This is a genomic window from Citrifermentans bemidjiense Bem (genome assembly GCF_000020725.1).
Classification (GTDB): Bacteria; Desulfobacterota; Desulfuromonadia; order Geobacterales; family Geobacteraceae; genus Geomonas; species Geomonas bemidjiensis.
On sequence record NC_011146.1, the window covers coordinates 3,591,682 to 3,618,173 of the forward strand.

Here is a 26,492-nt window from a genome sequence, read left to right on the forward strand (position 1 = left end):
CGGAGAGTCCCGTTGTTGCTGGTAACGGATGCTGCTGGTTGGCGATAAATCAGGAAAGCTTGGTTCCCAGTTGGCGTTCGACTGCGGCGATCTTGTCCAGGCGCCCCTGGTGCCTTCCCGCGGCGAACGCGGTGTCCAGCCAGGCGGCCACCATCTCGCGGGCGAGTTCTGTTTTCAGCACGCGCCCGCCGAGCACCAGTATGTTCGCGTTGTTGTGCTCCTTGGCCATGGTCGCCATGAAGACGTCCGTGGCAAGTGCCGCGCGTACTCCAGGGAACTTGTTGGCCACGATGGACATGCCGATTCCGGTGCTGCAGACCAGGATACCCTTCTCCGCGCTCCCTTCCGAGACGCGGCGCGACACGGCCACCCCGAAATCGGGGTAGTCGACGGAGTCGCCGTTATGGGTGCCGAGGTCTTCGCAGGGAATCCCCCTCTGGTCTAGGAGGTTCTTGATCTCGTTCTTCAGCTCGAGGCCGCCGTGATCGCTGCCGAGGACTATCATGCCTACACCTTCTTAAAGAGCAGCGACGCATTGGTCCCGCCGAAGCCGAAGGAGTTGCTCATGGCGTACTCCACCTTGGCGTCGCGCGCGGTATTCGGGACGTAGTCCAGGTCGCACTCGGGGTCGGGATCCGTGTAGTTGATGGTCGGGGGCACCACGGAGTTCTGCATCGCCATGAGCGAGAAGCAGGCCTCTATGCCGCCGGCGGCACCGAGAAGGTGGCCGGTCATCGACTTCGTGGAAGATACCATTAGCTTGAAGGCGTGGTCGCCGAAGACGGTCTTTATGGCCGTGGTCTCGCCGACGTCGCCGTACGGGGTAGAAGTGCCGTGGGCGTTGATGTAGTCGACCTGCTCCGGGTTGATGCCTGCGGTCCTGAGCGCCATCTTCATGCAGCGCGCCGCACCCTCGCCGCCGGGGGCGGGAGAGGTCAGGTGATAGGCGTCGCCGGAAAGGCCGTAGCCGACCACCTCGCCGTAGATCTTGGCGCCGCGTGCCTTGGCCGCCTCGTACTCCTCCAGCACCACAATGCCGGCCCCTTCGGAGAGGATGAAGCCGTCCCTACCCTTGTCGAAGGGTCTGGAGGCGCCTGCCGGGTTGTCGTTGTTGGTGGAGAGCGCCTTCATGACGGAGAAACCGCCGATCCCCAGGGGGGTCACGGTCGATTCGGTGCCGCCGGCGATCATGGCGTCTGCATCGCCGCGCTGAATCATGTGGTAGGCGTCGCCGATGGAGTGGGTGCCCGTAGCGCAGGCCGAGACGGAAGAGACGTTGGGTCCCTTAGCGCCGTACTTGATGGAGATGTGCCCCGGAGCCAGGTTGATGATCAGCATCGGGATGAAGAACGGGGAGATCTTCTTGTACCCCCCCTCCTGCAGCGCCGTGTGGTAGCGCTCGATGGCGGGGAGGCCGCCCAGGCCGGCGCCGACCAGGACGCCGACGCGCTCGGCGTTCTCTTCGTCGATGACGAGGCCGGAGTCTTCCATGGCGAAATGGGCTGCGGCAAGCGCGTACTGGATGAAGAGATCCATCTTCTTGATCTCTTTTTTATCGATGAAATCCTCGGGGACGAAGTCCTTAACCTCACCCGCGATCTTCACCGGCAGGTCAGAGGCATCAAAACGGGTGATCGGGGCGATGCCGGACTTGCCAGCCACCAGTGCATCCCAGTTCTTGCCGTTTCCGGTCCCAAGCGGGGAAACCACACCGACTCCCGTAACAACAACTCTTCTCATACTCTCAACTCTCCTTGGAAACTGTCTCGAACATGGCCGCCGAAACAGACGGCATGAAAAAGGGGAAGTAAAACTCCCCCCTGTCTACTAGGTATGATCGGTGATGTAGTCGATTGCGTCCTGGACGGACTGGATTTTTTCGGCGTCTTCGTCAGAGATTTCGATTTCGAACTCTTCTTCGAGGGCCATTACCAGTTCCACGGTATCCAGCGAGTCAGCGCCGAGGTCATCCATGAAGGAAGACTCATTAGTCACCTGTGCCTCGTCTACACCAAGCTGTTCGGCAACTATTTCTTTAATGCGTTTTTCGATCGAAGCCATCTATACCACCTCCATTTGATTGAAACGTTCAGACGATTTTGATTTTGTTCTGGTGAAGCCTGCTATTTCATAGCATGAAAAGTTAAATTTGCAAAAGGTATTTTTGGCGCTGAAAGTAAAAAGAATGCCGTTAGCCGGCTCACATGTACATGCCGCCGTTGACTGACAGGACGTGCCCGGTAATGTAGGCTGCCGCGTCCGAAACGAGGAACAAAACGGCCCCGGAGATGTCGTCGGCGGAGCCCAGCCGCCCCATGGGGATCTGCTCCTGGAGCGACTCGCGGGTCTTCTCGGAGAGCTCGCTGGTCATGTCGGTCTCTATGAAGCCCGGCGTCACCGCGTTCACCGTTACGTTCCTGCGGGCCAGTTCCCTGGCTACCGACTTGGTGAGGCCGATCATCCCGGCCTTGGAGGCGCAGTAGTTGGCCTGCCCCGGGTTCCCCATCTCGCCCACGACCGAGGAGACGTTGACGATCCTGCCGTAGCGCGCCTTGGACATGATCTTCGCGGCCTCGCGGGTACAGTTGAAGCTCCCCTTCAGGTTCACGTCGAGCACCGCGTCCCAGTCCTCTTCCTTCATCCTGAGAAGGAGGCCGTCCTTGGTGATCCCGGCGTTGTTCACCAGGATGTCGACCTTGCCGAAGGCGGCTACCGCCTCCTTGAAGAGCGCCTCGACCTCGGAGACGACGGAGACGTCGACCTTTACCGCGAGTGCACGGCCGCCGGCAGCTGCGATCTCGTCGGCTGTGCGCGCAGCACCTTCCTTGGTGGTGGCGGTGACCACCACGGCGGCCCCCTGTAGCGCGAGCTTCAGCGCAATGGCGCGGCCGATGCCGCGGGAGGCGCCGGTAACTATCGCTACCTGTCCGTTCAAGCTCATATAGCCCCTCCTGTCAAAGCCTTAACGCCGGCCACGTCCTGCACGTTGAAGCTGGCGGTTTCCTTGTTGATCCTCTTCACCAGGCCGGCGAGCACCTTGCCCGGGCCGATCTCGACGAAGTTGGTGACGCCGGCGGCGACGATCTGCTGCACGATCTGGTCCCAGAGGACCGGGGCGCAGACCTGCTCCACTAGAAGCGGCTTCACGCGTGCGGGGTCGGAGTTGGGCTTCGCCTCCACGTTGGTCACCACCGGGGTCGCGAGCGGGTTCACCTGCACCGACTGAAGCGTCTCGGCCAGACGCTCGGCCGCCTTCTGCATCAGGGCACAATGGAAAGGGGCGCTGACCGGAAGGAGCATCGCCTTCCTGAAACCTTTGGCCTTGGCGATTTCGATGGCGCGGTTGACCGCCGCCGTGTGGCCGGCGACGACGATCTGCCCCGGCGAGTTGAAGTTCGCGGGAGAGACCACCTCGCCCTGCGCCGCCTCGGCGCAGATCTCGGCCAGCTGCTCGGCCTCGGCCCCCAGGATGGCAGCCATGGCGCCCACGCCGACCGGGACCGCGTCCTGCATGAAGCTGCCGCGCGCCCTAACCGTCCTCAGCGCGTCGGCGAAGTCGAGCGCGCCCGAGGCTACCAGCGCGGAGTACTCGCCCAGCGAGTGGCCAGCCAGAAACGACGGGGTGAGCGGCGTCTCCTCCCGGAGGACCCTCAAGGCCGCTACGCTCGCCGCGAGGATCGCCGGCTGCGTGTTGGCGGTAAGCTTCAGATCATCCTCGGGCCCTTCGAAGCAAAGGCGCGACAGGGAGAAACCAAGCGCGTCGTCCGCCTCCTCGAAACTGATCCTGGCGCTCTTGAAGTTCTCCGCCAGCTCCTTGCCCATCCCGGCGTGCTGCGATCCCTGCCCCGGGAAAATGAATGCAAAAGATTGCATAAATTACCTCTTTTCTGTTTAGTGCAGCGACTGTGCACCTCCCCCTGGAGGGGGGAGGCCGGGAGGGGGGAAGTCGTATCGAGCCGCTACGCGCCCCCTCCCTGTCCCTCCCCCTCCGGGGGAGGGAACGTCGATGGGAGACTATCTACCAGCGGATCAGGGAGGCGCCCCAGGTGAGGCCGCCGCCGAAGGCGTCGATAAGCAGGATGTCCCCTTCCTTGAGCCGGCCGGCGCGCACCGCCTCGTCCAACGCGATCGGGATCGACGCAGCCGAGGTGTTGCCGTAGCGGTCCAGGTTGACGAAGACGCGCTCGCCGGTGATGCCGAGCCTCTTGCCGATGGAATCGACGATCCTCTGGTTGGCCTGGTGCGGGATGAAAAGGGAGACGTCATCGGGGGTGAGCCCGTTTGCCGCAAGCGCCTCCTGGGCGACCTCGCCCATGGCGCGCACCGCCAGCTTGAACACCTCGTTCCCCTGCATGGTCAGGTAGACCAGGCGGTCGTCCAGGTTCTTCTGGGTCGCCGGGTTGCGGCTACCGGCCCCCTTCTGGTACAGGATCTCCCAGTAGTTGCCGTCGCTGTGCATGTGGGTGGAGAGGATGCCGCTCTCACCTTCGACCGCCTCCAGGACCACCGCGCCGGAACCGTCCCCGAAAAGAAGGCAGGTGTTGCGGTCGGTCCAGTCCACGATGCGGGAAAGGACCTCGGCGCCGATGACCAGCGCCTTTTTGACCTTGCCGGAAAGGATGTATTTCTCGGCGGTGGCTAAGGCGTAGATGAAACCGGAGCAGGCGGCGGAGAGGTCGAAGCAGAATGCGTTGGGGGCCTTGATGATCTGTTGCACGATGCAGGCGGTAGCGGGGAAGGGGAAGTCGGGGGTCAGGGTGCCGACCACTATGAGGTCGAGTTCTTCCGGCGCCACCCCCGCTGCCTCCAGCGCCCTTTGTGCCGCCAGCGCCGCGAAGGTCGAGGTGAACTCCCCTTCCGAGGCGATGCGCCTCTCCCGGATCCCGGTACGGGAGACGATCCATTCGTCGCTGGTGTCCACCATTTTTTCAATGTCGAAATTGGTCAGTACTTTCTGCGGCACGGCGGAGCCGGTACCGGTGATCTTCGGACGAATCATGAAGCAACCCTTTCTGTTCCTGCGTCGGGCGCCGGGGCGCCCTCACGCTCACGTGCGTCGCCGGGGAAACTCTCGTTGAGCTTCTCGGCCATGCGGCCGTTAACCCCCTTGAGCGCATATTCATGAGCAAAGCGGATAGCGTTTTTGATTGCTTTGGGATTGGAACCGCCGTGGCAGATCATGCCGACGCCGTTGATCCCAAGCAGGGGCGCGCCGCCATACTCTGCGTAGTCTACGGTTTTCTTGAAGTTATTGAAGGCCTTGCGGCTTAGGAGGTAGCCGATCTGGGACAGGAAGCTGCTTTTGATCTCGGCCTTGAGCATCTTGCCTACGGCCTCTGCGAGTCCTTCGGAGAGTTTCAGCGCGACGTTGCCGACGAAGCCGTCGCAAACAACCACATCGACCGAGCCGTTGAAGATGTCCCGCCCCTCGACGTAGCCGATGTAGTTGATCGGTTTTTCGCGCAAGAGGGCGCTGGTTTCGCGGGTGAGCTCGTTCCCCTTGCTCGCCTCCTCGCCGTTGGAAAGGAGGCCGACCTTGGGGTTGTCGACCCCCATGACGAACCTGGCGTACACCTCGCCCATGACGGCGAACTGCACCAGGTGTATCGGCTTGCAGTCGACGTTGCCGCCGACGTCGAGCACTAGGGTCTTGCCGGAGACGGTGGGAAAAAGCTGGGCGATCGCGGCGCGGTCTATCCCCTTCATCCTTTTCAGCACGAACATGCCGGCAGCCATGGTGGCGCCCGAGTTGCCGGCGCTTACCACGGCTACAGCCTCGCCCCCTTTGACCAGCTCAAAGGCGATGCGGATGGAGGAGTCCTTCTTCTTGCGTACCGCGTCGGAGGCGGAGTCGTGCATGCCGACCACTTCGGAGGCATGCCAGACCTCGATGTCGAGTCCCTTGCAGTCGTAGCGGGCCAGTTCAGCCCGAACCTTTTCGGCGTCTCCGACCAGGGTGACCGGCACGCCGAATTCCCTGGCCGCAGCTACTGCACCTTCTACTTCAACATGAGGGGCGTTGTCGCCCCCCATTACATCGACAGCAACTCTCATATTTCCCCTGGGGAATGTATTCCGTACAGTCACGACAGTGTGAAACCGAGAAGACTAGAGTTCTTCGGCTTTCAGCACCTGGCGTCCCTTGTAGGTGCCGCAGGAGGGGCAGACGCAATGCGGGAGCTTGGGGGCTTTGCACTGGGGGCAGGTCGAGACAGTGGGAGGAGTCAGGAAGTCGTGTGCACGCCTCATGTTCTTGCGCGACTTGGAGGTCTTCTTCTTAGGTACAGCCATGGTAATTCTCCTTTTTTACTTTTCTATCTTGATCTTCTTCAGGGCGGCCATCTTCAAATTAATCCCGCCGCGATCGCAGCCGCATTCTCCGGCGTTAAGGTCAGCGCCGCACTGCGGACAAAGCCCCAGGCACGACTCTTTGCACAAAGGCTTATAGGGTATCTCCAGCATGACCTGTTCCGCGATCTCGGGTGTCAGGTCGATCTCGTCGCCGCTGTAGCTGGCGGAGATCAGTTCCTCGTCGGAGAGTTCAACTTCCTCGTCGAGCTCCTCACCTTTGGCTTCCGTATAGAAGATGGTGAACTCCGAGGAGACGGAGGACTGGTACTCGGCAAGGCAGCGCGAGCAGGTAAGCCTGACTGCCGTTTCCACCTTGCCGGCCGCCCTTACGTGGTCGTATTCCCAGACCGCCGAAACTTGGGCTGTGACCGGTGCGGTGAAGCTGCACTCGCCTGCCTTTTCCATCTCCATCAGGGTGGGAAAGTGGGAGGCTGGCTCAACTTCGGAGAGGTCGACCTGCTTCTTCTTAACCTTCTCGATCTCTATCTTCAAGACGGTCTCCCCCTTTTTCAAAGTTTCTCAGTATATAGATGGCGACTTTTTTGTCAAGGCAAATCTGAGGAACGATACGCCTATCACAGCCCCATTGTCAGGGCTTTACCAACCCAACTTGTAGTCGAGACTGACGCCACTGTCTGAGCCGGAAAACTGTTCCAGTTGCTGCTCGGCCCGCTCACTCAGAGCGCCGAAAATCCTGCTCTTCTTCCTGGGAGGACTTATCAGCTCGGGCTCACCCTTGATACCCCCCAGCCGCCCGGCTTCCTCGACTGCGTCCTGCAGGGTGCCGATCCGGTCCACGAGCTTTGCAGCCAGCGCCTGCTCTCCGGAAAAGATCCTGCCGTCGGCGATGGCGCGCACCTGTTCGACCGGAAGCTTCCTTCCCTCGGCGACCGCCTTTATAAACTGCTGGTGCGTGCTGTCGATCACCCCCTGCAGCATCCCCCTCTCCTCGTCGCTCATGGTGCGGACCGGGGAGCCTACGTCCTTGAACTTGCCGGTCTTGATGGTGAAGGCCTTCAGCCCCACCTTGTCCATCAGCCCCTCGATGTTGGAGAACTTCATCAGGACGCCAATGCTCCCGGTGATGGTGCCGGGGTTGGCGTAGATGAGGGTAGCCGGCGCAGCCGCGTAGTATCCACCCGAAGCGGCGACGCTCCCCATGGAGACCACCACCTTCTTCACCTTCGCCACCCCCTTCACGGCAGCGTAGATCTCCTGGGAGGGGCCGACGACACCGCCCGGCGAGTCGATGCGCAAAACCACCGCCTTCACCCGCTCGTCCTTTTTCAGCTCGCGCAGCTGCCGCACCGTCTCCTGCCCGTCGACGATCAGCCCCTTCAGTTCGACCAGGCCGACCCCGTCGCCCTTCAAGCTATCCCCGTCGTTCAATAACACTTTGACGACGCCGACACAGAAAAGGAAAAGAAGCAACACCCCTGCTATAAACAAGGAGCCATAGAACATGCATCCCTTTTTCATTCTTCCTCCTAAAAGCTGACCTGCAGTTGGCGAACACAATCAGGCAGCTGCTTTGGTGTAAACTCAATCCCGCAGTTTTTTCCTTGTCATAGGCGCAGCCGTTATCCTATATCTGTAATGCGCGCATGACAAAGCCGGACGCTGCGGCACCAACAACTCTACACTATGAGCGGTCACGCGCAAAAACAAAATAACCAGCGCGAATCCGCAGCAACGAGAAGAGGAGCTATGAGACTACTTGTTATCTCTGACAGCCACGGCAATTACGCACATGCCTTCAGGGCGCATCAGATGGCCGGCGATGTCGACGGGATAATCCATTTGGGAGACGGCTCCGAGGATGCACGCATGCTGGAAGAAGTGCTGGGAGTGACGGTACACAAGGTGGCGGGCAACTGCGACTTCGACCGCGGTCTCCCGGCGGAGCTCACCTTGGAACTGGGCGAGTGCCGCATCCTGGCGACGCACGGCAACAGGGAGCGGGTGAAAAGCGGGTTGAAGGAGCTGATCGGCAAGGGGATCGAGGCGAAAGCTTCCGTGGTGCTCTACGGCCACACGCACCTACCGGCGGTCGAGGCGGCGCAAGGCATGCTGCTCGTCAACCCCGGTCCGTTAAAAGAAGGGTTAGCGGGAAGCTTCGCCATCGTCACCATTCACGGCGCGACGGCGAGCGCGAAGTTGTACCCTATCTAGCAGCCGCAGCCGCAGTTATGGCAGACCTTGCGGTTCTCGCTGTCGGGGGGGACCGTTTCCGGCGCGAACGCAATGCGGTTCACGGCGCGCCTGATGTCTTCGAGCGGGTCGAGGTGGGGGCTCTGGCCGATGACGTGTCCCACGCAGACGTTGCTTATCCCGTCCGAAGGGGAAGCGATCCTCACCGAATTCAAAAGGTCGCCGTAGCTCTTCACCTCGATGACCTCGCCGCAGGCGACACCGCGCTCCAGCGTAATGCCGAAGCGCTCCAGCTCCTGCGCCAGTTCCGCGAAAAACAGATCGAACGTCACCCCGCCGAGGGGGCTTTCCCACTCCGGCCTGCTTTGCGTCCGCCCGTAGCAGGTGAGCCTCATTTGTTTTGCCATTCTTAAACCTCGTAAAAAACAGGGACTGGGGGCTAGGGGCTGGGGGCTGGCAAAATCAAAAGCCGACCCATCCCGGAGCACTTCGTCCCTATTATATTAATTACTCGCAATTACCAACCAGTCCCTAGTCCCTAGCCCCTGCCTTTCGATGCATGGAGCTGAAGATCATGTCCAGTACCGCCTTTTGCTTGGCCTCATACTTGTTCAATACAGCGAGACAGGTTCCCATCGGGAACTGCTCGTGCAGGTAGTCCGAATCACGCCCCGACAATATCACGATCCTGTTCTTGTCCATTCCTAAAGAGACCGCGTAGTTGAGAATCTTGGTCCCATCCAGCATCGGCATTTCCAGGTCGACCAGCAGCAGGTCGATATCCTGTTCCTTGAGTGCGGTGAGCGCCTCCAAGGGATCGGTACACCCCACCACATCCAGAAGTGGATAGAGAGCCCGTATCTTGTCAGTCAATGCCCCAATGAAAGGTGCATCGTCATCCACAATAAGAATCTTTCCCATCGATACCTCAACCTATCTATTTAAGAACCCGGGTCGCTGCGGTGAGCACCGGGAAGGGGACGTTCAAGTCCATGGACTTGGCTGCTTTCATGTTGACGATCAAGTCAACGCGTTTGGGGGTCACTACCGGGAGCTGCCCGGGCCTCTTTCCCGCCAGTATGCGAGCTACGTACTCGGCGGCCACTTGCCCCTGCTCGACCGGGTCTGCCTCAAGCGAGATAGTCGCCCCCTTGTGCGCCGCCCCGGGCATCTGCGAGATCACCGGGATTCTCAGGTCGGTGGCGCGGTGCACGATCTTCTCGAAATTGCGGCTGCCCACGGTGCACTCGGTCACATAGATGCAGTCTACACGGGAAGCGAAAAGCGACGCAAGCGCGGCATCGAACCCCGCCGAGGAAGCGAGGTTCGCCTCTACCACGACCATTCCTGCTTGCGCGGCTATCCTGCGGGCCTCTTTCAATTGCACCTGCGACCCTTCTTCCCTGCTGGCGCAGACAACACCCAGCGACCGGATCGGCTTGAGATCCATGGCGGTCTTGACCAGGGTGACCAGGGGGACCTTGGAACTGACCCCGGCGATGTTGCGCCCGCTCGATACCATGCTCTTCGCCACCCCGGTCTCGACCGGCCCGTAGACGTCGGCATAGACTATCGGGATATCGTGCGACTCGCGCAGCGCGGCCAATGCGGCGGAAGTCCCGTAAGCGACGATGACGTCGGCGCCGATGGCGTTGAACTTGCGGATGCTGTTGGACCAGGAGATGAGATCGGGGTTGGGGGTCTGGGTGATGACTTCGACGTTGCTTTGGTCATACCCCTTGAGCACAAGCGCCTTCACGAAGGCCTTGTGGGCATCGCGGTAGCGCGGCAGATCGCAGGTCAGAAGCGCGGCGACCAGTTTTCCGGCCGCGCGGGAGTCCGACGCCGGGACGAGGGCGCATATCACAATCAGCAGGAGTATGAAGCGGATCGATTTCAGGGTACCTGCTCCTCGTTCTTAATCACCACTTGGCCGCGACCACGGCTACTATCGCATGAGCCGAGCCGTTGAAGGCGCTGTTTTCTGCTTTCTTGTCTTCGTAATCCCTGAAGGTGTACTCAAGCGAGGTCGACAACACCTGGTTGAAGCGGTACTCCCCCCGCGCCGAAACGGTGCGTTGGACGGCACGCGAGGTGCTCAACTCGCCGATCCCCGCGGTGCTCCCAGGTATGCCCACTGTGAAGACGGCAGGGTCGGGGCTGAAGATCGAGGTCGACTCGATTTGCTGCAGCAAAAGCGAGAGGTCGAGCTTTTCGGTCGCAGCATACGCAGCGTTGAGGGAATAGACATGGGCCCGGTTCACGTACTTGGCACCTGACTGGCTAGGGACAAAGACCCCGGTAAAGAACACCGGCTGATCGATCTTGTTGCGCAGGTAGGAGTAGTTCGCCCCCAAGGTCAGCCTGTGCACCGGAACCACCCATGCCCCTATGTTCGAGTTCTCGCTGCGCTTGTCTCTGAAGGAGAGGGGAGCGGCGGTGTAGCTGACCGGGTCGGGATTCGCCCGGTTCAACAGCACCAGGTAGTGCGGCACCTCGTCGTTTTTGTCATGCCTGAAGAGGGCGTGGCCCGTCAATCCCCATACGTTGCTGCGCGTGTAGTTCGCCAGAAGCTTACCCTCGCGCCTTTCCCCAAACGACTCTCCATAGGAAGGATTGTCACTCGTGGCGTAGGACAGATGGGCGCTGGTGCGCAGCCCCTTGATCGGGCGGTAGTGGACCGCGAGCGATCCGGTGTTGGTGTTGGTATTCTCCGGCAGGGCCCAACTGCTCTCGGACGGGAACAGGGAAACGTGCTTTCTCTGCAGGAACTCTCCGCGGTACTCACCCACCAGCGAGAGGTTTAGCCGCGGCTTGTAGGAGACGGAGGCTATGACGAGATCCTTCACCGTGTCGACGGGAGGGCGCGACAGCGCTGCGGGAAGAAGCAGGTTTGAACTTAGGACCGCGCCGCGGTTTCCGTGCTCCACCTCCTGGCGCCGGTATCTGATGGAAAAGGTGTACTCGCGGTCGGGCGTATAGACGAAGTCGCCGGCGGCGTTTTGCAGATAGGTCCTGGCGTGCTGTACCCCGACGGTGTCGGTCAGCTTGGAAAGATTCTCGCGCTGTTCCACCGAGTAGGAGGCGCCGGTTACCAGCCCGCCGGACATGGAGCTGTGCAGCTTTATCGTGTGCGAGTAAAAACGGCTGTCGGGGTTTTCGTTGTGCTGCTGCGCCCCTGCCAGAGTTAGGGGATTTCCGGCCAGATCGGGACGTGCCACGTAGTCGGCGACCGGGGTGGAGAGCTTGTCCTCGAAGCTGCGGAATTTGAAATCGTAGATGACGTCCACCAGCCCGAGATGGGCGTCGAAACCCAGGCGCCCTTCCTGGACCTGCTGATTCACCGGCCTTGCCTGCGCGAAGACCCGGTTCACCGTCCCCTCGAAGGAGGCGTCGGAGAAGATCTGCTGCACGCTCCCCTCCCTCTGGTAGCGCCAGTAGCCAAGGTTCAGGTGCATTGGAAAGTCGTGCAGACGGTAGCGGAAGTCGGCCCGGTCCTGCACCACGCTGACGCCGTACTTGGCGCCGGCGTCGAGCTGTATCGGCTCATAGGTCGCTAAGCCGCCGCTGTTTGACCCTGACTGAAAAGAAGGGGAGAACAGGATTTCGCGGTCCAGGTTGTGGTAGAGCGACTCGGTCCTCAGATGCAGGCGGTAGTCGCCGCGGTAGTCGAGGATCAGGTCGCCGTGATAGTCGTTTTCGTTGAGGTAGAACCCTTCCAGCTCGAGGTTGCTGTCCTTTTCCATGTGCCGGTAAAACACGCCGCCACTGCGGCTGGATTCCGAGAAGCCGTACTCAAGGGCTCGCCCGGCGTTTCGATCCTTGAAAAGCCAGTTGTACCCGAGCGAGCCTCCCTTTTGCTCCAGCACCTCGACCTGCCGGTCGTACTCGGCCGGGAGCGGGTTCAGGTCCACCAGCAGCTGCGGCTCCGGCTCGGGGGGCGCCTCCAAAAGGTCTGCGTCCGCCACCGGCACCTCGATTATGTCCCCCTCTGCCGCGCAGACGCTGCCGGCTGCCAGCAGCAGCAAGATAAGAGGCGAGATTACGGCAGATACAAGATCAAGAGGCTTGTTCACCATCCGGCTCCTTTGCGTTTACTGGCGCAGCGTGCCCCTGCCAGTCAGCGCCTGGGAGGGGGTATCGGTGCCGTGCACCTGGGAATGACAGTCGGTGCAGCGATTGTTGAAAAGGCTCTTCAACCCGGGCGTCTCCATGGCCAGGTGCCCGGTATGGCACTGCAGGCAGAGAAACGGCATGCTCGCGTTAAGCAGGTTGTTGTTCACCGATCCGTGGGGAGTGTGGCAATTGGTGCAGTTCTCGGTGACGTCGCCATGTTCGAAGGCGAACGGCCCCTGCTTCTCCATGTGGCACCTGGTGCAGGTTTCCTTGATGGAGTTTCCCTTGAGCAGGCGCTCCTGCGTCGAGCCGTGCACCTCGTGGCAATCAACGCAGGACATCTTCTTCTCCCGCAGCGGATGGTGCGAGAAAAGCGAGTTCTCCGCCTGCACCTGCGGATGGCAGCTAAAGCACATCTCCGACATCTGGTCGCGGCTCACCTTCTGCTGGGGCCCCTGGTGCAGTTTGTGGCAGTCGAAGCAGCTCACGTCGTTCAAGGCGTGGACGCTGGAGCGCCAGTGGGCGAGGGCCGGGATGGACGCGGCGGAGTGGCATTTCAGGCAGATCAGGGACTGGGCCTGCGGGGGGAGGTTCATGATGTCCAGGAACTTGGAGGTGTCGCACTTCTTCTTGAGCCGGCTGTTCTCTTCTGTGTCGTCGGAGAGGTGCGCGATGGCGAGGCTGCCGGGGCCGTGGCACGACTCGCAGTTGACCAGGGGAAGCCCGGTCTCGGGCTTGATCTGCTCGCCGTGGATGCTGTGGCCGAAGTCGTCGCTGATCTTGTCGTGGGCGTGGCACTTGGAGACGCAGTTGCTGGTCCCGACGTACTCGGCGTCGAGCCTCCCTACGATCATCTTCTCGTAGTCGCGGGTGGGGAGGAGCGGATGGCTCTGTTTGAGGTTGGCGCAGGAAACGGAGATGACAGGGACGAGCGCCACGAGGATAAACAACTTGATGCAGCGCAGGGTGCGTGCAGATGCCATCTATTCCCCCCTTATCCCCTTTGTAGTGGTGTAGATGAAGCCGCGCACGATGGGGTTCTCGCTCCGTTTGATCTCGCGCGGGGTCCCGACCTCGACGATGGAGCCGCCGTGCATCATGGCGATGCGGTCGGAGATGTACAGCGCGAAGTTCAGGTCGTGGGTGACGATGACCGTCGTGTTCCGGGTGCTTTCTTTGAGCTTGATGATGGTGTTGGCCAGCTCGTCCGTGGTCACCGGGTCGAGTTCGGCGGTAGGCTCGTCGTAGAGGATCAGGTCAGGGTTCATCGCCAGCGACCGGGCGATGGCAACGCGTTTTTTCATCCCGCCGGAGAGCTCGGAGGTGCGGAGTTCTTCCTTGCCGACGAGCCCCACCATCTCCAGCTTCTGCTTGATGATCTCCCGGACCTGCGCTTCCTTGCAGACCCTCTTCTCCCGAAGCCAAAGGCCTACGTTCTCTCCCACGGTCAGCGAGTTGAAGAGCGCCGAGGACTGGAAAACCATGCTGTAGCGGTAGTCGCGCGCCACGGCTCCCTGCCCTTGGGCGAAGATGGGCATGTCGTCGATGAAGATCTCGCCGCTATCGGGGGTCTCCAGCTTGACGATGTGTTTCAAGAGGACGCTTTTACCGGTACCCGAGGGGCCGATGATGCAGAAGGTCTCGCCGGCGTAGATCTCCAGGTCGATGTCCTTCAGCACGTGGTTCGGCCCGAAGAACTTGTTCAACTGCTCGACCCTGATGCCGACCCCCCTGGTATCTTCCAGATTTACCGGGCGATGGCTATCCTGATGAAAGAAGGAGGCGGACAGGCCGTGTTTTATCTTCTCGAACATCCTTCTCCTTTGAGCGCGCCGCGGGCGGTGCCGGCGGAGGCTTCCCTCACCTTGACAGGAGCAGTGAGCGCCTGACGGCTGGATGAGACGCGCCACATACTAACAGAGATGGACGTTCACTGGCAACAGGAATGTTTGTGATAAGTTACGATTAGGTAACGACGAAACGGCACCGGCAGCGGTCTAAAAAAGATAGGGAGATCGGTTGTCGAACTGGCGCCTGATACGGAAAAGGTACAGGTTCAACAGCACGACTATGACAGTGGCGAAAAGGGTATTGAAACGGAGGTCGTCCTCAGAGACAGCAACGGCCGCAAGTTTCGCGTATTCCTCGATGGGAATGATGGCGAGGTTGATCCAGGCATTGCAGATGTCGAACAGGTTGTAGGCCATCAGGAGCCAGACGGTCAGCTGCTGCCGTTTCAGCACCCCGATCAGCAGGTAGAGAGAGAGGAGCGAGTCCATGAAGGCGAGGGACTTCGCCGCCCCCCCCTCGTAGATGACACCCAGGAAGGGGAAGGGGGCGCCGTAGTTGGAAAATGCCATGAGCAGGGAGAAGCCGGCCACCACGGCAAGCGGCAACAGCGCAAAGGGGGGGCGCTCAGCGGGCATCGCCGCCCCGCTGCCTTTCCAGCCGCTTTCGTACCGCGCTTCCGGCGGGAGGGATCATCGATGCACCGCCTTGGCATGCTCCTTCAGCATGCAGCGGTTCATCACCACCTCAAGCCCCGCGTCCATGGCTCTTTGGGCCGCGGCCTCGTTGATGATCCCTTCCTGCATCCAGATCACCTTGGCCCCCTTGGCGATGGCCTGCTCCACTATCTCCGGCAGGAACTCGGAGCGGCGGAAGACGTCGACGATCTCGACCTCGCCGGGGATCTCAGCGAGGGTGGGATAACAAAGCTCCCCCAGCACCTCCTGGCAGGCGGGGTTGACCGGTATGATCCGGTAACCGGCTTTTTGCAGATAGTGGGCCACCTCGTGGCTCGGCTTGCCGGCATCGGGGGAGAGCCCGACCACGGCGACGGTGCGGTACCTGGTAAGTATCTGCTTCAGATCCGGGACTGCCATAATGCACCTCCGAAAGGTTGATTTACCTCTTGCGCATGCCGCTAAGCGCGACGAAGAAGAAGATTACCACCATCACCCCGGCAATGAAGATACAGTCCGCCGCGGAAAATCCGAACATAAAGCGCCCCCTATTTATTGCTGCAGTTTCTCAAGAAGGCTTTTGGCCTCGGAAAAGTCGGGATTGAGCCTCAGGGCCTGGCGCAGATAGACGCGGGCATCGCCGGCGCCCCCCATGTCCTGACAGCAAAGGGCCAGCAGGTAGGGGATCTCCGCCATCGGGAATTCCAGCGCGAACCAGGCGTCGGCCATGACGTCGTTCAAAATGGCTGCCGCCTCCTGGAAAGCCCCCTCTTCCCTGAGCGACATGGAGCAGGCGATCGCCTCCAGGTAATCGACGGCGGGAACCCTCGGGACCTCCCCCTTCTCGATACGCTCCAGCCGCGCGTTCAGTTCCGCCAAAGTCTTCTCTTCCACGCCCGGGAGCAGCTCGCGCCAAAGCGCCGCCGCCTTCTCGTATTTGCCCAGGAGAAAATAGACCTCCGCAAGCGTCGACTTCGCCTTCATCAGGTCGGGGGCAAGCCGCAGCGCCTTCTCCAGGTACGCCTCGGCCTTGTACAGGGTCACTGTGGAGAGGTGCAGCGCCGAGAAGCGCAGTCCCTGTTCCAGGAGCGTCGCCCCGATCTCCAGGGGGAAGTTGCCGTCCTGCGGCTCCATGAGGCAGAGGACCCTAAGGAGCTTCACCCGCCGCTCCAGGTAGGGAACCTCGACGTCCTTCTCCCCCAGCATGAGGATGTGGGTGGCCAGTTCGGATACGTAGTGGGGGTACCCCTTGAGCATCTGCGCGTAGCGCTCGCAGTGGCGGCAGCCGGGATCCGAGCGCAGCGCCTGGTAGATGCCGCGCCCCACGGCGTCGTAGCCCGGGGCTTCCCCTGCCAGCTTTTGGTAGTCCTCCTCCAGAAGCGGCAGCGGCTCGGGGCCAAGCGGCAGGACCACCTTGCCGTCAAGGCCGGTGACCTGGCTGCCGGCACCAGGTTGGTAATAGATAATCCCGGGAATGGGTGTGCTCTCTTCCATATCTGTCTCCTTCTTAAAGTACCTGAGGCTCTTCGGTGGTGAAGGTGTTCACCCCGGCATGGACGCCGATGCTCTTGTAGATCCTGACACCGTCCCACGGTTCGTCCATGATCCCGTCGTGGATGGCCCAGCTGCGCCCCATGACGCTCTTTTCCATCCCCGGCCTGCGGAAGGGGGTGGAGCCGTCCAGGCGCCGGAACAGCGCGCCGCCGGGCTTAAAGCCGGCGTCGATCTCCTGCATCAGCCTTTTCCCCACCAGATAGTCGAAGCCGTATTTCTCGTAGCGGATCGCGTTGTCGTAGGTGAGCGGCTCGGCCATGATCAGGTCCATGCCGAGCCTCGCGGTGAACAGCTCCAATAGCGGCAGGAATTCCCCGAACATCCTCAAGCCATGGCGGGTCTGGTTGGGAAAGAGCCCCGCCTCCATGGCCCTTTGCTCCTCGGTGAGGTTTCTCCCGAGGGTGGCGAAGAGGTTGTTGCGCCCCTGCGGGTCGAGATCGACGTCGAAGCGGGGGGCGGCCGGGTCGGCTATGACGCAGAAGGAAAGTTCCATCTGCCCGTGATGGGTGTCGCAAAGCTCAAGAAAGAAGACCGGATCAGGGTCGCCCGGGGACCTGCGGGCCTGCAGGCGCACAAAGCGCAGCCCCTGAGGCGCGATGACATCCACCGTCCCTTCCCCCTGCCGCAGCATCTGCTTCAGGCGCGCAGGGAGAAGCGACCGGTAGATCTCCTCCTTCTCGGGAGGGTCCAGCCGGTTGATGTCGTACAGGGAGAAAAGCTGATTCCCCCCGACCTCCAGCTTAAGCTCATGTGCTCCGTTTAGTGCCATAGTCGCCGATGAGAACCGGGAAGATCTGGGCCCGCAGGTAAGCGATGCTCTTCTCCACCGCGTCCAGCGCCCGGTTGCGGTCGTCCTCCTGGGCCCAATGCATGGCGTCCAGGAGCATGCGGTGCGGGTACCCAAGGTCCGAGATCAGTTTGACGAAGGACGCGGGAAGCCGGGGCGAGAGCACCCGGTCGTTCATCACCCCCCAGGCGATGGTCCAGGCGCGGGCCACGTTCATCATGTCGTACCCCCCTCCCCCCACCGCCACCCAGGGGATCTGCAGGGCGCGCAGTTTGCGCAGTATATAAGAATAGGCGTGGGTGGTGACCTCGAGCCTGGTGAGCGGATCGGTCCTGAAGGTGTCGGCGCCAAGCTGGGTGAAGAGCACGTCCGGGTCGAACGCCGCGATCAGCGGGAAGGCCACCTCGTCGAACGCCTTCATGAAGAGCGCGTCGTCGGTGTGGGCCAAAAGCGGCAGGTTCACCGAGTAGCCCCGCCCCGCCCCCTCGCCCGACTCCCGCTCGAAGCCGGTGCCGGGAAAGAAATAGACGCCGCTTTCGTGCAGCGAGATGCTCAAGACCCGGTCGCTTTGGTAGAAGGCGTTTTGCACCCCGTCGCCGTGGTGGGCGTCCAGGTCCAGGTAAACCACCCGCTTCCCCTGTTGCACCAGGTGGTTTATGGCCACCACGGCGTCGTTCAAATAAGAAAACCCCGACGCGCGGCTTCTTTGGGCGTGATGATAGCCGCCGAAGGGGTTGAAGGCGGCGGCAAAGCCTTCTTCCGTCACCAGGCGCGCCGCCTCCACGGTACCGGAGACCCCGAGGCAGGCCCAGTCGTAAACGCCTGGGAAGACAGGATTTTCCACGTCGCCAAGGCCGAAGCGGAAATCCGCCCTGGGTTCTGCCGAAGCGCTGAACTCCCGCAGCCGGTCCAGGTACTCGCGGCTGTGCGCCGTCAACAGTTCCGCCTCGCCGACCGGGCGCGGCCGCACCAGTTCCATCCCCGGCAGCTCCAAGAGGCCGTAGGCCTCCATGAGGTCGTGGGCCAGCCGGTAGCGCTGAACCTTGAACGGATGGTGGTCGCCGTAGCTGTAGCCTGCCAGATCGGCGCAGGCGATGAGAGCGGTTTTGCGGGACAAAAGCTACCTCCGGCCGAATAGGCGACAAATCTACCTGCTCGCTTCCGGCAGGTCAACCACTAATTCCTGCTTACCGCTTAGGCAGCTTCGCCCATTTTACAGGCAATATACGGCTGCCTCCTCATTAGGGGGGAAGGGAGAAGTCTCTGTTTACAGGTAGATACCGGATTGGCAAAGAGCTTGCTTTCTTTGGGCGCTTCCCCAACGAAGGGGGGGCATTTACCAACGGAGGTAGCTAGATGAACGGGATGTCAGCGACGACAGCGCTTGGCAGCAGCAGCGATGTACTCTTCCTTATGCTCGGAGCGGTCATGGTTTTCGCCATGCACGCAGGGTTTGCCTTTCTTGAAGTGGGGACGGTACGCCGGAAAAACCAGGTCAACGCCTTCGTCAAGATCCTCACCGACTGGTCCGTGTCGACCGTGGTCTACTTCCTGATCGGCTTCCCCATCGCCTACGGCATCAGCTTCCTGAAGCCGGTCAAGCAGATCCTCGGCGACAACCAGGGGTACGACATCACCCACTATTTCTTCCTGCTCTGCTTCGCGGCCTGCATCCCCGCCATCATCTCCGGCGGCATAGCGGAGCGCGCCAAGTTCTGGCCGCAGGTCATCGCCGGCGCAATCTTCGCCGGGATCACCTACCCCGTCTTCGAGTCCCTCATCTGGGGACAGAGCAGCGCCGGGCTCCAGGCGTTCTTCAAGCAGGTCGGTGGCGCCGAGTTCCACGACTATGCAGGCTCGGTGGTGGTGCACTCCATCGGGGGCTGGCTCGCGCTCCCCGCAGTCATCATCCTCGGCCCGCGCATGGGGCGCTACCTGAAAGGGAAGTCGCACCCGATCCCGATCAGCAACATCCCCTTCCTGGCCCTGGGTTCCTGGATCCTCGCCATCGGCTGGTTCGGCTTCAACGTGATGAGCGCCGGCCACCTGGAGAAAATCTCAGGCATCGTCGCCGTCAACTCGCTCATGGCCATGGTGGGGGGCGTGCTGGCAGCGCTCATCGCCGGGAAGAACGACCCGGGCTTCGTGCACAACGGCGCGCTCGCCGGGCTCATCGCCGTCTGCGCAGGCTCCGACCTGATGCACCCGCTCTGTGCCTTTGTCACCGGCGCTATCGCCTCCGTCATCTTCGTCTACGGCTTCCACATCGAGCAGGAGAAGCTCAAGATCGACGACGTGCTCGGCGTCTGGCCGCTGCACGGTGTCATCGGCTCCTGGGGCGGCATTGCGGCCGGCATCTTCGGCCAGGAAGCGCTGGGCGGAATGGGCGGGGTGAGCTTAGCCTCCCAGACCCTCGGTAGCCTCGCCGCCATCGTCTTCGCGCTCTGCAACGGCTTCCTGATCTACGGCATCCTCTCCAAGACTGTCGGCATAAGGCTGGAGCAGGAGGACGAGTTCAGGGGGGCAGACCTCTCCATTCACAGCATCGGCGCCTATCCCGAGGAGCATATCCGGTAGTTGCCCGGCATAATTGGCAAAAAAAAGGGGTTCCGGTATCGGAACCCCTTTTTTTATTTTGAATTTTGCAGGGAAGAATGTATTATCTCCACTGTTAATAAATTCTAATAACATTTATGAGGCGTACTCTATCATGAAGATACCCTTGGGACAGATCCTGGTACAGTCCGGCATCATCACGGTAAAGACACTGGAACGTGCCCTGACCCGGCAAGAGGGGTCCGGCAAGCGGCTGGGGGCTATTCTCGATGAGATGGGGGTGATCACCCCGGAAGAACTGGTCGAGGCCCTGGCCCAGCAGTCGGGGATGGAGATGGTGAAGAGGATCGCTGTGCAAAACGTTCCCGGCGAGCTCCTAGAGCTGGTTCCGGGCGAAGTCGCCATCAACAAGCTGGTCTTTCCGCTGAAGCGGCAGGGGGGGGTCCTCGCCATCGCCGTCAGCGACCCCATCGACAGCGAGACCCTCGACCTCTTGGAACGGCATAGCTGCAACAAAATCGTGCAGGTGCTGGCCGCCCGCGAGGAGATCCTGGGCGCGATCAAGCAGCACTACCTTCGTAACCAGGCAGCGGATAACGTTTCCTTGAAGATCCTCCTGGTCGACGATAGCGCCGGCATAAGCTGCGACGTCGAGGGTGCCCTAAAAAACGAAGGATACCAAGTATATACTGCCCGGGACGGGGTCGAAGGGCTGAAGATAGCCTTCTCTCAACGGCCGGACCTGATCCTTTGCGACGCCGGGGCGCCCAAGATGGACGGCTACGCCCTGATGCGCGCCATCAAGGCAAACCCTGCCAGCGCCGGGACCCCCATGATACTTTTGACCTCGAAAGCCTCGCCTGAAGAAGAACACCGTGCGCTCAAAGCCGGCTTTCACGACTTCATAGCCAAGCCCATGATGACTATCCGCGTAGTCTCGCGCGTGAAACGCGCATTCCAGATTTTGGACAAGGGGAAAGAGCAGCAGGCAGTTGCTACGCTGTGACCTCTCCCCACGGTGCCTCGGCTCTTTTCGCTAAACAGCCGAATGCCGGACGCCTTGCCGCTTCCCTTTCCAACCGCAACAGCTAAGTTTTGGCGGTGGCCGTGTTCCCCACAGTGCGGAGAAGACAGCCGTTTTCTTCCCGACCTCAGTGAGAAATCCCCCCGCATTTCGCCGCACCCCAAAGAGGCCTTTACCCCCCACTTAGAACTCCCATTAGATTGGTTTCCCATGAGAATGAGAATGTGCTCCGAAGCGACGGAGCCCGGATTACCCCTGCTACCTAAATTTACAGAACTTTTTCGGACCTTTCTTGCAATCAAAATAGATTAAAGTAAACTAACGTCGACAAAAACAACGAGGTCAGAATAAATTAATTAGAAAAAGGGAGGGGCGATGTACAAAGAGAAAAGAAACTTCGCCAGGTTGGCCTTACATGCAAAAGCCAACATCCATCAGAATGATCTGACCCTTGAGGGGGAAGTGGAGAACCTCAGCATGAAGGGGGTTTTCGTTACCGTGGCAAAGAAGCTGGACCTGAACGATGCGGTCTCGGTCACCATCTACCACACGCTTACGCCGCAGGTACTTTGCGACCTTAAGGCTAAGGTGGTCAGGATAACCGACAAGGGGATGGGGCTGCAGTTTGAGAAGACCCTGCTCGATTGAGTGGGATCCAGGCCAGTCACCTAAACGGGGAGTGGCGCGGATCCGCCGGGCGCAACCTCAGCAGATGCGGGGTAGTTGCTCGCCGGCAAGCATCTCCACTCCCCGAACTCCTCCCACCATAGTCTCCATCACCACCCGACCGGCTGAACTCTCGGTCACCTCGCCGATGACAGCGGCATCCTTGCCAAGCGGGTGGCGCCGCATGATTGCCAGCGCCTCCCCGGCCCTCTCCGGCGCCACCAGGGCCAGCAGCTTCCCCTCGTTAGCCACGTAAAGCGGATCCAGCCCCAGTATCGAACAGACCCCCTTCACCCCCGCGTTCACCGGCAGATTTTCCTCGCTGAGCTTGACGGTAACCCCCGATTGCAGCGCGATCTCCTTGAGCGTCGTCGCCACCCCTCCGCGGGTAGGGTCGCGCAGCACGTGCAGCGCGTCCCCCAGCGGGAGGAGCTCGGTCACGAGGCCGTTCAGAGGAGCGGAGTCACTCTTGATGCCGCTGTCTATCTCCAGCCCTTCGCGGGCGGAGAGGACCGCGATGCCGTGGTCGCCGATGCAGCCGTTGACGATGACCTTGTCGCCCACGCGCGCCGCGGCGCCGTTGATGGAAAGGCTGTGCTCAACGGCGCCTATGCCTGAGGTGTTGATGAAGATGCGGTCCCCTTTCCCCCTGGGGACCACCTTGGTGTCGCCGGTGACGATGGCGACGCCGGCAGCGTCGGCGGCCTCCCTCATGGAGATGACGATGCGGGCCAATTCGCTCTTGAGAAACCCCTCCTCAAGGATGAAGCCGACGCTGAGGCAGAGCGGACGCGCCCCCATCATGGCCAGGTCGTTCACCGTCCCGTTCACCGCGAGGTCGCCGATGTTCCCCCCCGGGAAGAAGATGGGGTCCACCACGTACGAGTCGGTAGTGAAGGCGAGCTTGACGCCGCCGATGTTGAGCAGGGCCGCGTCGTTTTGTCCCGCTGCCGGGACCCCGGAGAGGTTCGGTATGATCAGCTCGTCCAGAAGCTGGTGTGAAAGCTTCCCCCCGCTGCCGTGTCCCAAGAGGATGAGGTCGTCGTTCAATGCATGCTCCTTTTTTGTCTGACCTGTCTGACCTGTCTGACCTGTCTGACCCGGTTGAAGGCCCGTTTCTCTAACGTCCGTATTTGAAGGCGGCGGCGCAGGTCCCCTCGCTGGAGACCATGCAGGCGCCGACGGGCGATTCCGGGGTGCACTTGCCGCCGAAGAGCGGGCAGTCGCCGGGCGCCACCTTCCCCTTCAGGATCTCCCCGCAAAGGCATCCCTGGTGTTCCTTCAGCTCCTCTACCTGCACCGGGAGGGCAAGCTCGGCGTCGAATTCGCCGTAGGCGTCGGCGATCCTGAGGCCGCTGCCGGGCAAGACGCCGATGCCGCGCCACGGGGCGTCAAAGGGGGTGAAAACCTCCGCCAGCAAGCCCTGCGCCTTGGCATTTCCCTCCCACCTGACCACCCGCGAATACTGGATCTCCACCCGGCTCTCCCCTTGCAGTGCCTGGCGCGCCAGCATCTCCACCCCCTGCATCACGTCGGTCGGCTCAAACCCCGTCACCACGCAGGGGACCTGGTATTCGGCGCACAGGAACCGATAGGCGTCGGCCCCGATGATGGCGCTGACGTGGGCCGGGCAGATGTAGCCGTCGACCGAGAGATCCGGGTCGGCCGACAGGATCGCCATCGGCTGCGGCATGGTCTTATGCGAGGCGAGCACGAAGTAGTTGGAGAGCCCCTGCGCCTTGGCGGCCAGGATGCTCCCGGCCACGGTGGGCGCGGTGGTCTCGAAACCGACGCCGAGAAAGACCACCCGTTTAGCCGGATTGGCAGCGGCGATCCGCACCGCGTCCAGCGGCGAGTAGACGACGCGGATATCGGCTCCCTTGGCGCGCTCCTCCATCAGCGAGGAACTGGAACCGGGGACCCGGAGCATGTCGCCGAAGGTGGTGATGGTGAGGTCGGGGAGCCGGCTCAGGGCGATGGCCCGGTCCAGGTAGCCGTTGGGGGTGACACATACTGGGCAGCCGGGCCCGGAGATCAGCTTAACCTCCGGCGGCAGGAGGCTCCTCAACCCGTACTGGTAGATCGCCATGGTGTGCGTGCCGCAGACCTCCATGAACACCAGCGGCTTCTTCCTACCGCGGGTCAGCTCGGCGATGCGTCGCGCCAGCCCCTGCACCAACTCCTTGTCGCGAAAACTGTCCTGGTAGTTCATCCCATAAGCTCCGGTTCGAAAACCTCCCGCATCAGCTCCAGTGTGGCCTTGGCGTCCTCCTCGTCCAGCTTGGAGATGGCGAAGCCGGCATGGATGATGACGAAATCGCCCACCTTGACCTCCTGGTCCAGCAGCATGAGGCTCGCCTCGCGCTTGACCCCGTCGACCTCGGTGAGCGCCTGATCGCCTTCGATACTGATCACCTGCATGGGTACACCGACACACATATAAAGCTCCTTCGCTGCGCTCAGTCGCAGATAAAGATTAAGATTAAGATTAAGATTTAGCAAAACCTGGGGGTTGCCCCCCCTCTTGCGCTGCGCTCAGTCGCTAACCGCGGGCCTGCATCGTCCCGGCTATCGCCGCCTGGCCCAAGGCGAGCCCGCCGTCGTTCGGTGGGACTAACCGGTGGCAGTAGACCTGGAACGCATCGCCTGCCAGCAACTCCGCCACCTCCTCGGTCAGGAGCCGGTTCTGGAATACCCCCCCGGAGAGCACCACCCTCACGTAGCCAGTCTCCTCCCGCAGCCTGCGGCAGACGTCGAGAACGCCGCGGGCTACGGTGCGGTGGAAAGCGCGCGCGATATCGGCGCGGCTTCTCCCCCGGGCAAGGTCGGCACAGATGGCGGCGATGGCGGGAGCAAAATCCAAAACGTGCCCCCACTCTTCCCGCACCTGGCACGGGTAGGGCTCCACCTCCCCCCCCTGTTCGGCCAGGGCCTCCAGCTCGATGGCCGCCTGCCCCTCGTAGCTGATGCGGCTGCGCACGCCGATCAAGGCGGACACGGCATCGAAGAGCCGGCCGCAACTCGAAGTGAGCGGGGAGTTGATCCCTTTCTCCAGCATCTTCAAAAAGAGCGGCCGGTCGGCCTGCGCCACTTCGGAAAGAACCGCCGGCGGCTGATCGAAAAGTCGGTCGCCGTGCAGGGAGTAGAGCGCCGAGAGCGCCATGCGGTACGGCTCCTTAACGGCAGCATCCCCCCCAGGCAGCCTCAACGGGGCAAAGTGCGCGTGCCTTTCGAAGCGGCTGTAGCCGCCCACCAGGAACTCGCCCCCCCAGGTGGTGCCGTCGGTCCCGTAGCCGGTGCCGTCCAGGATGACTCCTATGACTTCGCCCTCCAACCCGTTCTCCGCCATGCAGGAGGCCATGTGGGCGTGGTGGTGCTGCACCCCCACGGCCGGAAGCCCGAGAGCGGTAGCGTAGTGGGTGGAGAGATAGTCCGGGTGCAGGTCATGCGCCACCAGCGCAGGTGTTATCTCCAAAAGGCTCTGCAGGTCCGACGCGCTCTGTTCCAGGGACGCCAGCGTCGCCGCGTTCTTGAGATCGCCGATATGCTGGCTCATGAAAGCCCGGTCCCCGCGGGTAAGGCAAAGGGTCGCCTTCAGTTCGCCCCCGACGGCGAGAACGCTTGCCTGTTCTGCCGGCAGTTGCACGGCGCGCGGCACGTAACCGCGCGAGCGACGCAGGAAAAGCGGCTCCCCCCGGTAGAGGCGGAGCACCGAATCGTCGGTGCGGGTATGGATCTCCCGGTCGTGGGTGAGGAAAAGGTCGGCGATGCCGGAGAGCATCTCCAGCGCCTCGCCGTCCCGGTAGGCGATCGGCTCGTCGGAGAGATTGCCGCTGGTCATGACCAGGGGGGCGCCGTGGCCTCTGGCCAGCAGATGCTGCAGCGGGTTTCCCGGCAGCATGAACCCGAACCACCCGTTGCCGGGAGCGACCAGGTCGCTGATTGAGGAGCCGGCAAGTTTCCTCATCAGCACGATGGGGCGCTCAACCCCGAGCAGCAGCCGTCCCTCCAGCTCGGAACAGTGCGCGTGACGGCGCACCATTTCGAGGTCGGCCGCCAGCATGGCAAAGGGCTTCTCATCGCGCCTTTTACGCTGCCTCAGCCGCTCCACCGCAGCCTGGTTGCCGGCGTCCACCGCCAGGTGGTACCCTCCTACACCCTTCACCGCTACGATCTTCCCTTGGGAGAGCGCCTCCAGCGCCAGCTTGAGCGCGTCGCCGCAGACCGGGGCGCCGCTTGGCTCCAAAAGGGACAAATGCGGACCGCAGACCGGGCAGGCGTTTGGTTGCGCGTGGAAGCGCCGGTTGCCGGGATCGTGGTATTCGGCCAGGCAGTCGTCGCACATGGCGAAGCCTGCCATGGTGGTGGCGGGGCGGTCGTAGGGGATGCCGGTGATGATGGAATAGCGCGGGCCGCAGTTGGTGCAGTTGATGAATGGGTAGCCGTGGCGGCGGTTATCGGGGTCGAAGAGTTCGGCGAGGCAGTCGTCGCAGACGTCGCAATCGGGGGAGACCTCGCCGCCGGCGGTGCTCCGGGCGCTCTCGACGATGGCGAAGCCGGTTGCCCCTGCCGCGGGAATCGGCTGCGCACGCAGCTGGTAGATCACCGCCAAAGGGGGCGCCTCGTCGCGCACGGCAAGACGAAATTCCTCTATGGCGGCGGCATCTCCCTCGACCTCGATCTGCACGCCTTCACCGGTGTTGCGGACCCAGCCGGAGAGGCCGAGGCGATTGGCGAGCCGGTAGACGAAGGGGCGGAAACCCACGCCCTGCACTATGCCGCCTATCTCGATGGCGGCACGCTCCGGCGCGCTCTGCATGGC

At 61.8% G+C, this 26,492-nt stretch carries 29 protein-coding genes; 4 read left to right on the top strand and 25 right to left on the bottom strand.

What is annotated here, in order from left to right; genetic code table 11:
- Positions 1 to 49: 49 nt before the first annotated feature.
- From rpiB to sppA, 10 genes are all read right to left on the bottom strand, one after another.
- Complete coding sequence (gene rpiB / locus GBEM_RS15505) at positions 50 to 505, bottom strand: ribose 5-phosphate isomerase B (RefSeq protein ID WP_012531538.1); 456 nt, start codon at positions 503 to 505, stop codon at positions 50 to 52.
- A gap of 2 nt (positions 506 to 507) precedes the next feature.
- Positions 508 to 1,740 carry a beta-ketoacyl-ACP synthase II gene (fabF, locus tag GBEM_RS15510; protein ID WP_012531539.1) on the bottom strand — a complete coding sequence of 411 codons (1,233 nt, stop codon included), beginning with the start codon at positions 1,738 to 1,740 and terminating at the stop codon, positions 508 to 510.
- An 87-nt stretch (positions 1,741 to 1,827) separates the two neighbouring features.
- Complete coding sequence (gene acpP, locus GBEM_RS15515) at positions 1,828 to 2,061, bottom strand: acyl carrier protein (RefSeq protein WP_012531540.1); 234 nt, start codon at positions 2,059 to 2,061, stop codon at positions 1,828 to 1,830.
- Between the two features lie 139 nt (positions 2,062 to 2,200).
- Complete coding sequence (gene fabG, locus GBEM_RS15520) at positions 2,201 to 2,941, bottom strand: 3-oxoacyl-[acyl-carrier-protein] reductase (RefSeq protein WP_012531541.1); 741 nt, start codon at positions 2,939 to 2,941, stop codon at positions 2,201 to 2,203.
- Positions 2,938 to 3,873 (bottom strand): ACP S-malonyltransferase, encoded by a 936-nt coding sequence (gene fabD, locus GBEM_RS15525; RefSeq protein ID WP_012531542.1) that lies wholly within the window; start codon positions 3,871 to 3,873, stop codon positions 2,938 to 2,940. The genes fabG and fabD overlap by 4 nt, the downstream gene beginning before the upstream one ends.
- A gap of 145 nt (positions 3,874 to 4,018) precedes the next feature.
- The gene (locus GBEM_RS15530) at positions 4,019 to 4,999 is read right to left on the bottom strand and encodes a beta-ketoacyl-ACP synthase III (protein ID WP_012531543.1); all 981 of its coding nucleotides are present in this window, start codon (positions 4,997 to 4,999) and stop codon (positions 4,019 to 4,021) included.
- The gene (plsX, locus tag GBEM_RS15535; RefSeq protein WP_012531544.1) at positions 4,996 to 6,054 is read right to left on the bottom strand and encodes a phosphate acyltransferase PlsX; all 1,059 of its coding nucleotides are present in this window, start codon (positions 6,052 to 6,054) and stop codon (positions 4,996 to 4,998) included. Before plsX ends, GBEM_RS15530 begins: the two co-directional genes overlap by 4 nt.
- Before the next feature lie 54 nt (positions 6,055 to 6,108).
- Positions 6,109 to 6,291, bottom strand: coding sequence for a 50S ribosomal protein L32 (gene rpmF, locus GBEM_RS15540; RefSeq protein WP_012531545.1), 183 nt, complete (start codon positions 6,289 to 6,291; stop codon positions 6,109 to 6,111).
- A gap of 15 nt (positions 6,292 to 6,306) precedes the next feature.
- Complete coding sequence (locus GBEM_RS15545; protein WP_012531546.1) at positions 6,307 to 6,843, bottom strand: YceD family protein; 537 nt, start codon at positions 6,841 to 6,843, stop codon at positions 6,307 to 6,309.
- A 105-nt stretch (positions 6,844 to 6,948) separates the two neighbouring features.
- Positions 6,949 to 7,830, bottom strand: a complete 882-nt coding sequence (gene sppA / locus GBEM_RS15550; protein WP_012531547.1) for a signal peptide peptidase SppA — start codon at positions 7,828 to 7,830, stop codon at positions 6,949 to 6,951.
- A 228-nt stretch (positions 7,831 to 8,058) separates the two neighbouring features.
- On the opposite strand from sppA, the gene GBEM_RS15555 reads away from it, so the two are divergent.
- Complete coding sequence (locus tag GBEM_RS15555; protein ID WP_012531548.1) at positions 8,059 to 8,523, top strand: metallophosphoesterase family protein; 465 nt, start codon at positions 8,059 to 8,061, stop codon at positions 8,521 to 8,523.
- Here GBEM_RS15555 and GBEM_RS15560 read toward each other — a convergent pair.
- From GBEM_RS15560 to GBEM_RS15610, 11 genes are all read right to left on the bottom strand, one after another.
- On the bottom strand, positions 8,520 to 8,909 hold the full coding sequence (locus GBEM_RS15560; protein WP_012531549.1) for a hypothetical protein: 390 nt from the start codon (positions 8,907 to 8,909) through the stop codon (positions 8,520 to 8,522). The genes GBEM_RS15555 and GBEM_RS15560 overlap by 4 nt on opposite strands.
- Positions 8,910 to 9,033: 124 nt before the next feature.
- Positions 9,034 to 9,423: a response regulator gene (locus GBEM_RS15565; RefSeq protein ID WP_012531550.1), complete on the bottom strand. Its 390-nt coding sequence runs from the start codon at positions 9,421 to 9,423 to the stop codon at positions 9,034 to 9,036.
- Positions 9,424 to 9,439: 16 nt separating this feature from the next.
- Positions 9,440 to 10,369, bottom strand: a complete 930-nt coding sequence (locus GBEM_RS15570) for an ABC transporter substrate-binding protein (RefSeq protein WP_012531551.1) — start codon at positions 10,367 to 10,369, stop codon at positions 9,440 to 9,442.
- Positions 10,370 to 10,424: 55 nt separating this feature from the next.
- Positions 10,425 to 12,581: an MtrB/PioB family outer membrane beta-barrel protein gene (locus GBEM_RS15575; protein WP_012531552.1), complete on the bottom strand. Its 2,157-nt coding sequence runs from the start codon at positions 12,579 to 12,581 to the stop codon at positions 10,425 to 10,427.
- Positions 12,582 to 12,596: 15 nt separating this feature from the next.
- Positions 12,597 to 13,601 (bottom strand): DmsE family decaheme c-type cytochrome, encoded by a 1,005-nt coding sequence (locus GBEM_RS15580; RefSeq protein WP_012531553.1) that lies wholly within the window; start codon positions 13,599 to 13,601, stop codon positions 12,597 to 12,599.
- The gene (locus GBEM_RS15585; RefSeq protein WP_012531554.1) at positions 13,602 to 14,432 is read right to left on the bottom strand and encodes an ABC transporter ATP-binding protein; all 831 of its coding nucleotides are present in this window, start codon (positions 14,430 to 14,432) and stop codon (positions 13,602 to 13,604) included. It abuts the gene before it with no gap.
- A gap of 183 nt (positions 14,433 to 14,615) precedes the next feature.
- Positions 14,616 to 15,044, bottom strand: a complete 429-nt coding sequence (locus tag GBEM_RS15590; protein ID WP_012531555.1) for a hypothetical protein — start codon at positions 15,042 to 15,044, stop codon at positions 14,616 to 14,618.
- Positions 15,045 to 15,098: 54 nt separating this feature from the next.
- Positions 15,099 to 15,503, bottom strand: a complete 405-nt coding sequence (locus tag GBEM_RS15595) for a CoA-binding protein (protein ID WP_012531556.1) — start codon at positions 15,501 to 15,503, stop codon at positions 15,099 to 15,101.
- A 132-nt stretch (positions 15,504 to 15,635) separates the two neighbouring features.
- The gene (locus tag GBEM_RS15600; protein ID WP_012531558.1) at positions 15,636 to 16,577 is read right to left on the bottom strand and encodes a tetratricopeptide repeat protein; all 942 of its coding nucleotides are present in this window, start codon (positions 16,575 to 16,577) and stop codon (positions 15,636 to 15,638) included.
- Between the two features lie 13 nt (positions 16,578 to 16,590).
- The gene (locus GBEM_RS15605; RefSeq protein ID WP_012531559.1) at positions 16,591 to 17,406 is read right to left on the bottom strand and encodes a hypothetical protein; all 816 of its coding nucleotides are present in this window, start codon (positions 17,404 to 17,406) and stop codon (positions 16,591 to 16,593) included.
- Complete coding sequence (locus tag GBEM_RS15610; protein WP_012531560.1) at positions 17,384 to 18,541, bottom strand: acetoin utilization protein AcuC; 1,158 nt, start codon at positions 18,539 to 18,541, stop codon at positions 17,384 to 17,386. Before GBEM_RS15610 ends, GBEM_RS15605 begins: the two co-directional genes overlap by 23 nt.
- A 239-nt stretch (positions 18,542 to 18,780) precedes the next feature.
- Here GBEM_RS15610 and GBEM_RS15615 point away from each other — a divergent pair, with 239 nt between their 5' ends.
- The 3 genes from GBEM_RS15615 (at position 18,781) to GBEM_RS15625 (ending at position 21,652) form a co-directional block, all read left to right on the top strand.
- The gene (locus GBEM_RS15615; protein WP_012531561.1) at positions 18,781 to 20,001 is read left to right on the top strand and encodes an ammonium transporter; all 1,221 of its coding nucleotides are present in this window, start codon (positions 18,781 to 18,783) and stop codon (positions 19,999 to 20,001) included.
- 133 nt (positions 20,002 to 20,134) lie between these two features.
- A complete protein-coding gene (locus GBEM_RS15620; RefSeq protein WP_012531562.1) occupies positions 20,135 to 20,986 on the top strand; it encodes a response regulator in 852 nt (283 codons plus the stop codon).
- Between the two features lie 393 nt (positions 20,987 to 21,379).
- Positions 21,380 to 21,652: a PilZ domain-containing protein gene (locus GBEM_RS15625; protein ID WP_012531563.1), complete on the top strand. Its 273-nt coding sequence runs from the start codon at positions 21,380 to 21,382 to the stop codon at positions 21,650 to 21,652.
- A 57-nt stretch (positions 21,653 to 21,709) separates the two neighbouring features.
- Here GBEM_RS15625 and hypE read toward each other — a convergent pair whose 3' ends face one another.
- The 4 genes from hypE to hypF form a co-directional block, all read right to left on the bottom strand.
- Positions 21,710 to 22,720, bottom strand: coding sequence for a hydrogenase expression/formation protein HypE (hypE, locus tag GBEM_RS15630; protein WP_012531564.1), 1,011 nt, complete (start codon positions 22,718 to 22,720; stop codon positions 21,710 to 21,712).
- A 70-nt stretch (positions 22,721 to 22,790) separates the two neighbouring features.
- Positions 22,791 to 23,882, bottom strand: coding sequence for a hydrogenase formation protein HypD (gene hypD, locus GBEM_RS15635; RefSeq protein ID WP_012531565.1), 1,092 nt, complete (start codon positions 23,880 to 23,882; stop codon positions 22,791 to 22,793).
- Positions 23,879 to 24,109 (bottom strand): HypC/HybG/HupF family hydrogenase formation chaperone, encoded by a 231-nt coding sequence (locus tag GBEM_RS15640; protein WP_012531566.1) that lies wholly within the window; start codon positions 24,107 to 24,109, stop codon positions 23,879 to 23,881. Before GBEM_RS15640 ends, hypD begins: the two co-directional genes overlap by 4 nt.
- Positions 24,110 to 24,212: 103 nt before the next feature.
- The gene (gene hypF / locus GBEM_RS15645; RefSeq protein ID WP_012531567.1) at positions 24,213 to 26,489 is read right to left on the bottom strand and encodes a carbamoyltransferase HypF; all 2,277 of its coding nucleotides are present in this window, start codon (positions 26,487 to 26,489) and stop codon (positions 24,213 to 24,215) included.
- Between the last annotated feature and the right edge of the window lie 3 nt (positions 26,490 to 26,492).

What these genes read in the sequence shown, in the direction of transcription:
- GBEM_RS15620 (WP_012531562.1), top strand. Translation starts at nt 20,135, where the DNA reads ATGAAGATACCCTTGGGACAGATCCTGGTACAGTCCGGCATCATCACG.
- GBEM_RS15565 (WP_012531550.1), bottom strand. Translation starts at nt 9,423, where the DNA reads ATGGGAAAGATTCTTATTGTGGATGACGATGCACCTTTCATTGGGGCA.
- GBEM_RS15580 (WP_012531553.1), bottom strand. Translation starts at nt 13,601, where the DNA reads ATGGCATCTGCACGCACCCTGCGCTGCATCAAGTTGTTTATCCTCGTG.
- acpP (WP_012531540.1), bottom strand. Translation starts at nt 2,061, where the DNA reads ATGGCTTCGATCGAAAAACGCATTAAAGAAATAGTTGCCGAACAGCTT.
- hypF (WP_012531567.1), bottom strand. Translation starts at nt 26,489, where the DNA reads ATGCAGAGCGCGCCGGAGCGTGCCGCCATCGAGATAGGCGGCATAGTG.
- GBEM_RS15600 (WP_012531558.1), bottom strand. Translation starts at nt 16,577, where the DNA reads ATGGAAGAGAGCACACCCATTCCCGGGATTATCTATTACCAACCTGGT.
- GBEM_RS15555 (WP_012531548.1), top strand. Translation starts at nt 8,059, where the DNA reads ATGAGACTACTTGTTATCTCTGACAGCCACGGCAATTACGCACATGCC.
- GBEM_RS15605 (WP_012531559.1), bottom strand. Translation starts at nt 17,406, where the DNA reads ATGGCACTAAACGGAGCACATGAGCTTAAGCTGGAGGTCGGGGGGAAT.
- GBEM_RS15640 (WP_012531566.1), bottom strand. Translation starts at nt 24,109, where the DNA reads ATGTGTGTCGGTGTACCCATGCAGGTGATCAGTATCGAAGGCGATCAG.
- fabF (WP_012531539.1), bottom strand. Translation starts at nt 1,740, where the DNA reads ATGAGAAGAGTTGTTGTTACGGGAGTCGGTGTGGTTTCCCCGCTTGGG.
- GBEM_RS15595 (WP_012531556.1), bottom strand. Translation starts at nt 15,503, where the DNA reads ATGGCAGTCCCGGATCTGAAGCAGATACTTACCAGGTACCGCACCGTC.
- rpmF (WP_012531545.1), bottom strand. Translation starts at nt 6,291, where the DNA reads ATGGCTGTACCTAAGAAGAAGACCTCCAAGTCGCGCAAGAACATGAGG.
- sppA (WP_012531547.1), bottom strand. Translation starts at nt 7,830, where the DNA reads ATGAAAAAGGGATGCATGTTCTATGGCTCCTTGTTTATAGCAGGGGTG.
- GBEM_RS15585 (WP_012531554.1), bottom strand. Translation starts at nt 14,432, where the DNA reads ATGTTCGAGAAGATAAAACACGGCCTGTCCGCCTCCTTCTTTCATCAG.
- GBEM_RS15560 (WP_012531549.1), bottom strand. Translation starts at nt 8,909, where the DNA reads ATGGCAAAACAAATGAGGCTCACCTGCTACGGGCGGACGCAAAGCAGG.
- GBEM_RS15530 (WP_012531543.1), bottom strand. Translation starts at nt 4,999, where the DNA reads ATGATTCGTCCGAAGATCACCGGTACCGGCTCCGCCGTGCCGCAGAAA.
- fabG (WP_012531541.1), bottom strand. Translation starts at nt 2,941, where the DNA reads ATGAGCTTGAACGGACAGGTAGCGATAGTTACCGGCGCCTCCCGCGGC.
- GBEM_RS15625 (WP_012531563.1), top strand. Translation starts at nt 21,380, where the DNA reads ATGTACAAAGAGAAAAGAAACTTCGCCAGGTTGGCCTTACATGCAAAA.
- fabD (WP_012531542.1), bottom strand. Translation starts at nt 3,873, where the DNA reads ATGCAATCTTTTGCATTCATTTTCCCGGGGCAGGGATCGCAGCACGCC.
- plsX (WP_012531544.1), bottom strand. Translation starts at nt 6,054, where the DNA reads ATGAGAGTTGCTGTCGATGTAATGGGGGGCGACAACGCCCCTCATGTT.
- rpiB (WP_012531538.1), bottom strand. Translation starts at nt 505, where the DNA reads ATGATAGTCCTCGGCAGCGATCACGGCGGCCTCGAGCTGAAGAACGAG.
- GBEM_RS15615 (WP_012531561.1), top strand. Translation starts at nt 18,781, where the DNA reads ATGAACGGGATGTCAGCGACGACAGCGCTTGGCAGCAGCAGCGATGTA.
- GBEM_RS15575 (WP_012531552.1), bottom strand. Translation starts at nt 12,581, where the DNA reads ATGGTGAACAAGCCTCTTGATCTTGTATCTGCCGTAATCTCGCCTCTT.
- GBEM_RS15590 (WP_012531555.1), bottom strand. Translation starts at nt 15,044, where the DNA reads ATGCCCGCTGAGCGCCCCCCCTTTGCGCTGTTGCCGCTTGCCGTGGTG.
- hypD (WP_012531565.1), bottom strand. Translation starts at nt 23,882, where the DNA reads ATGAACTACCAGGACAGTTTTCGCGACAAGGAGTTGGTGCAGGGGCTG.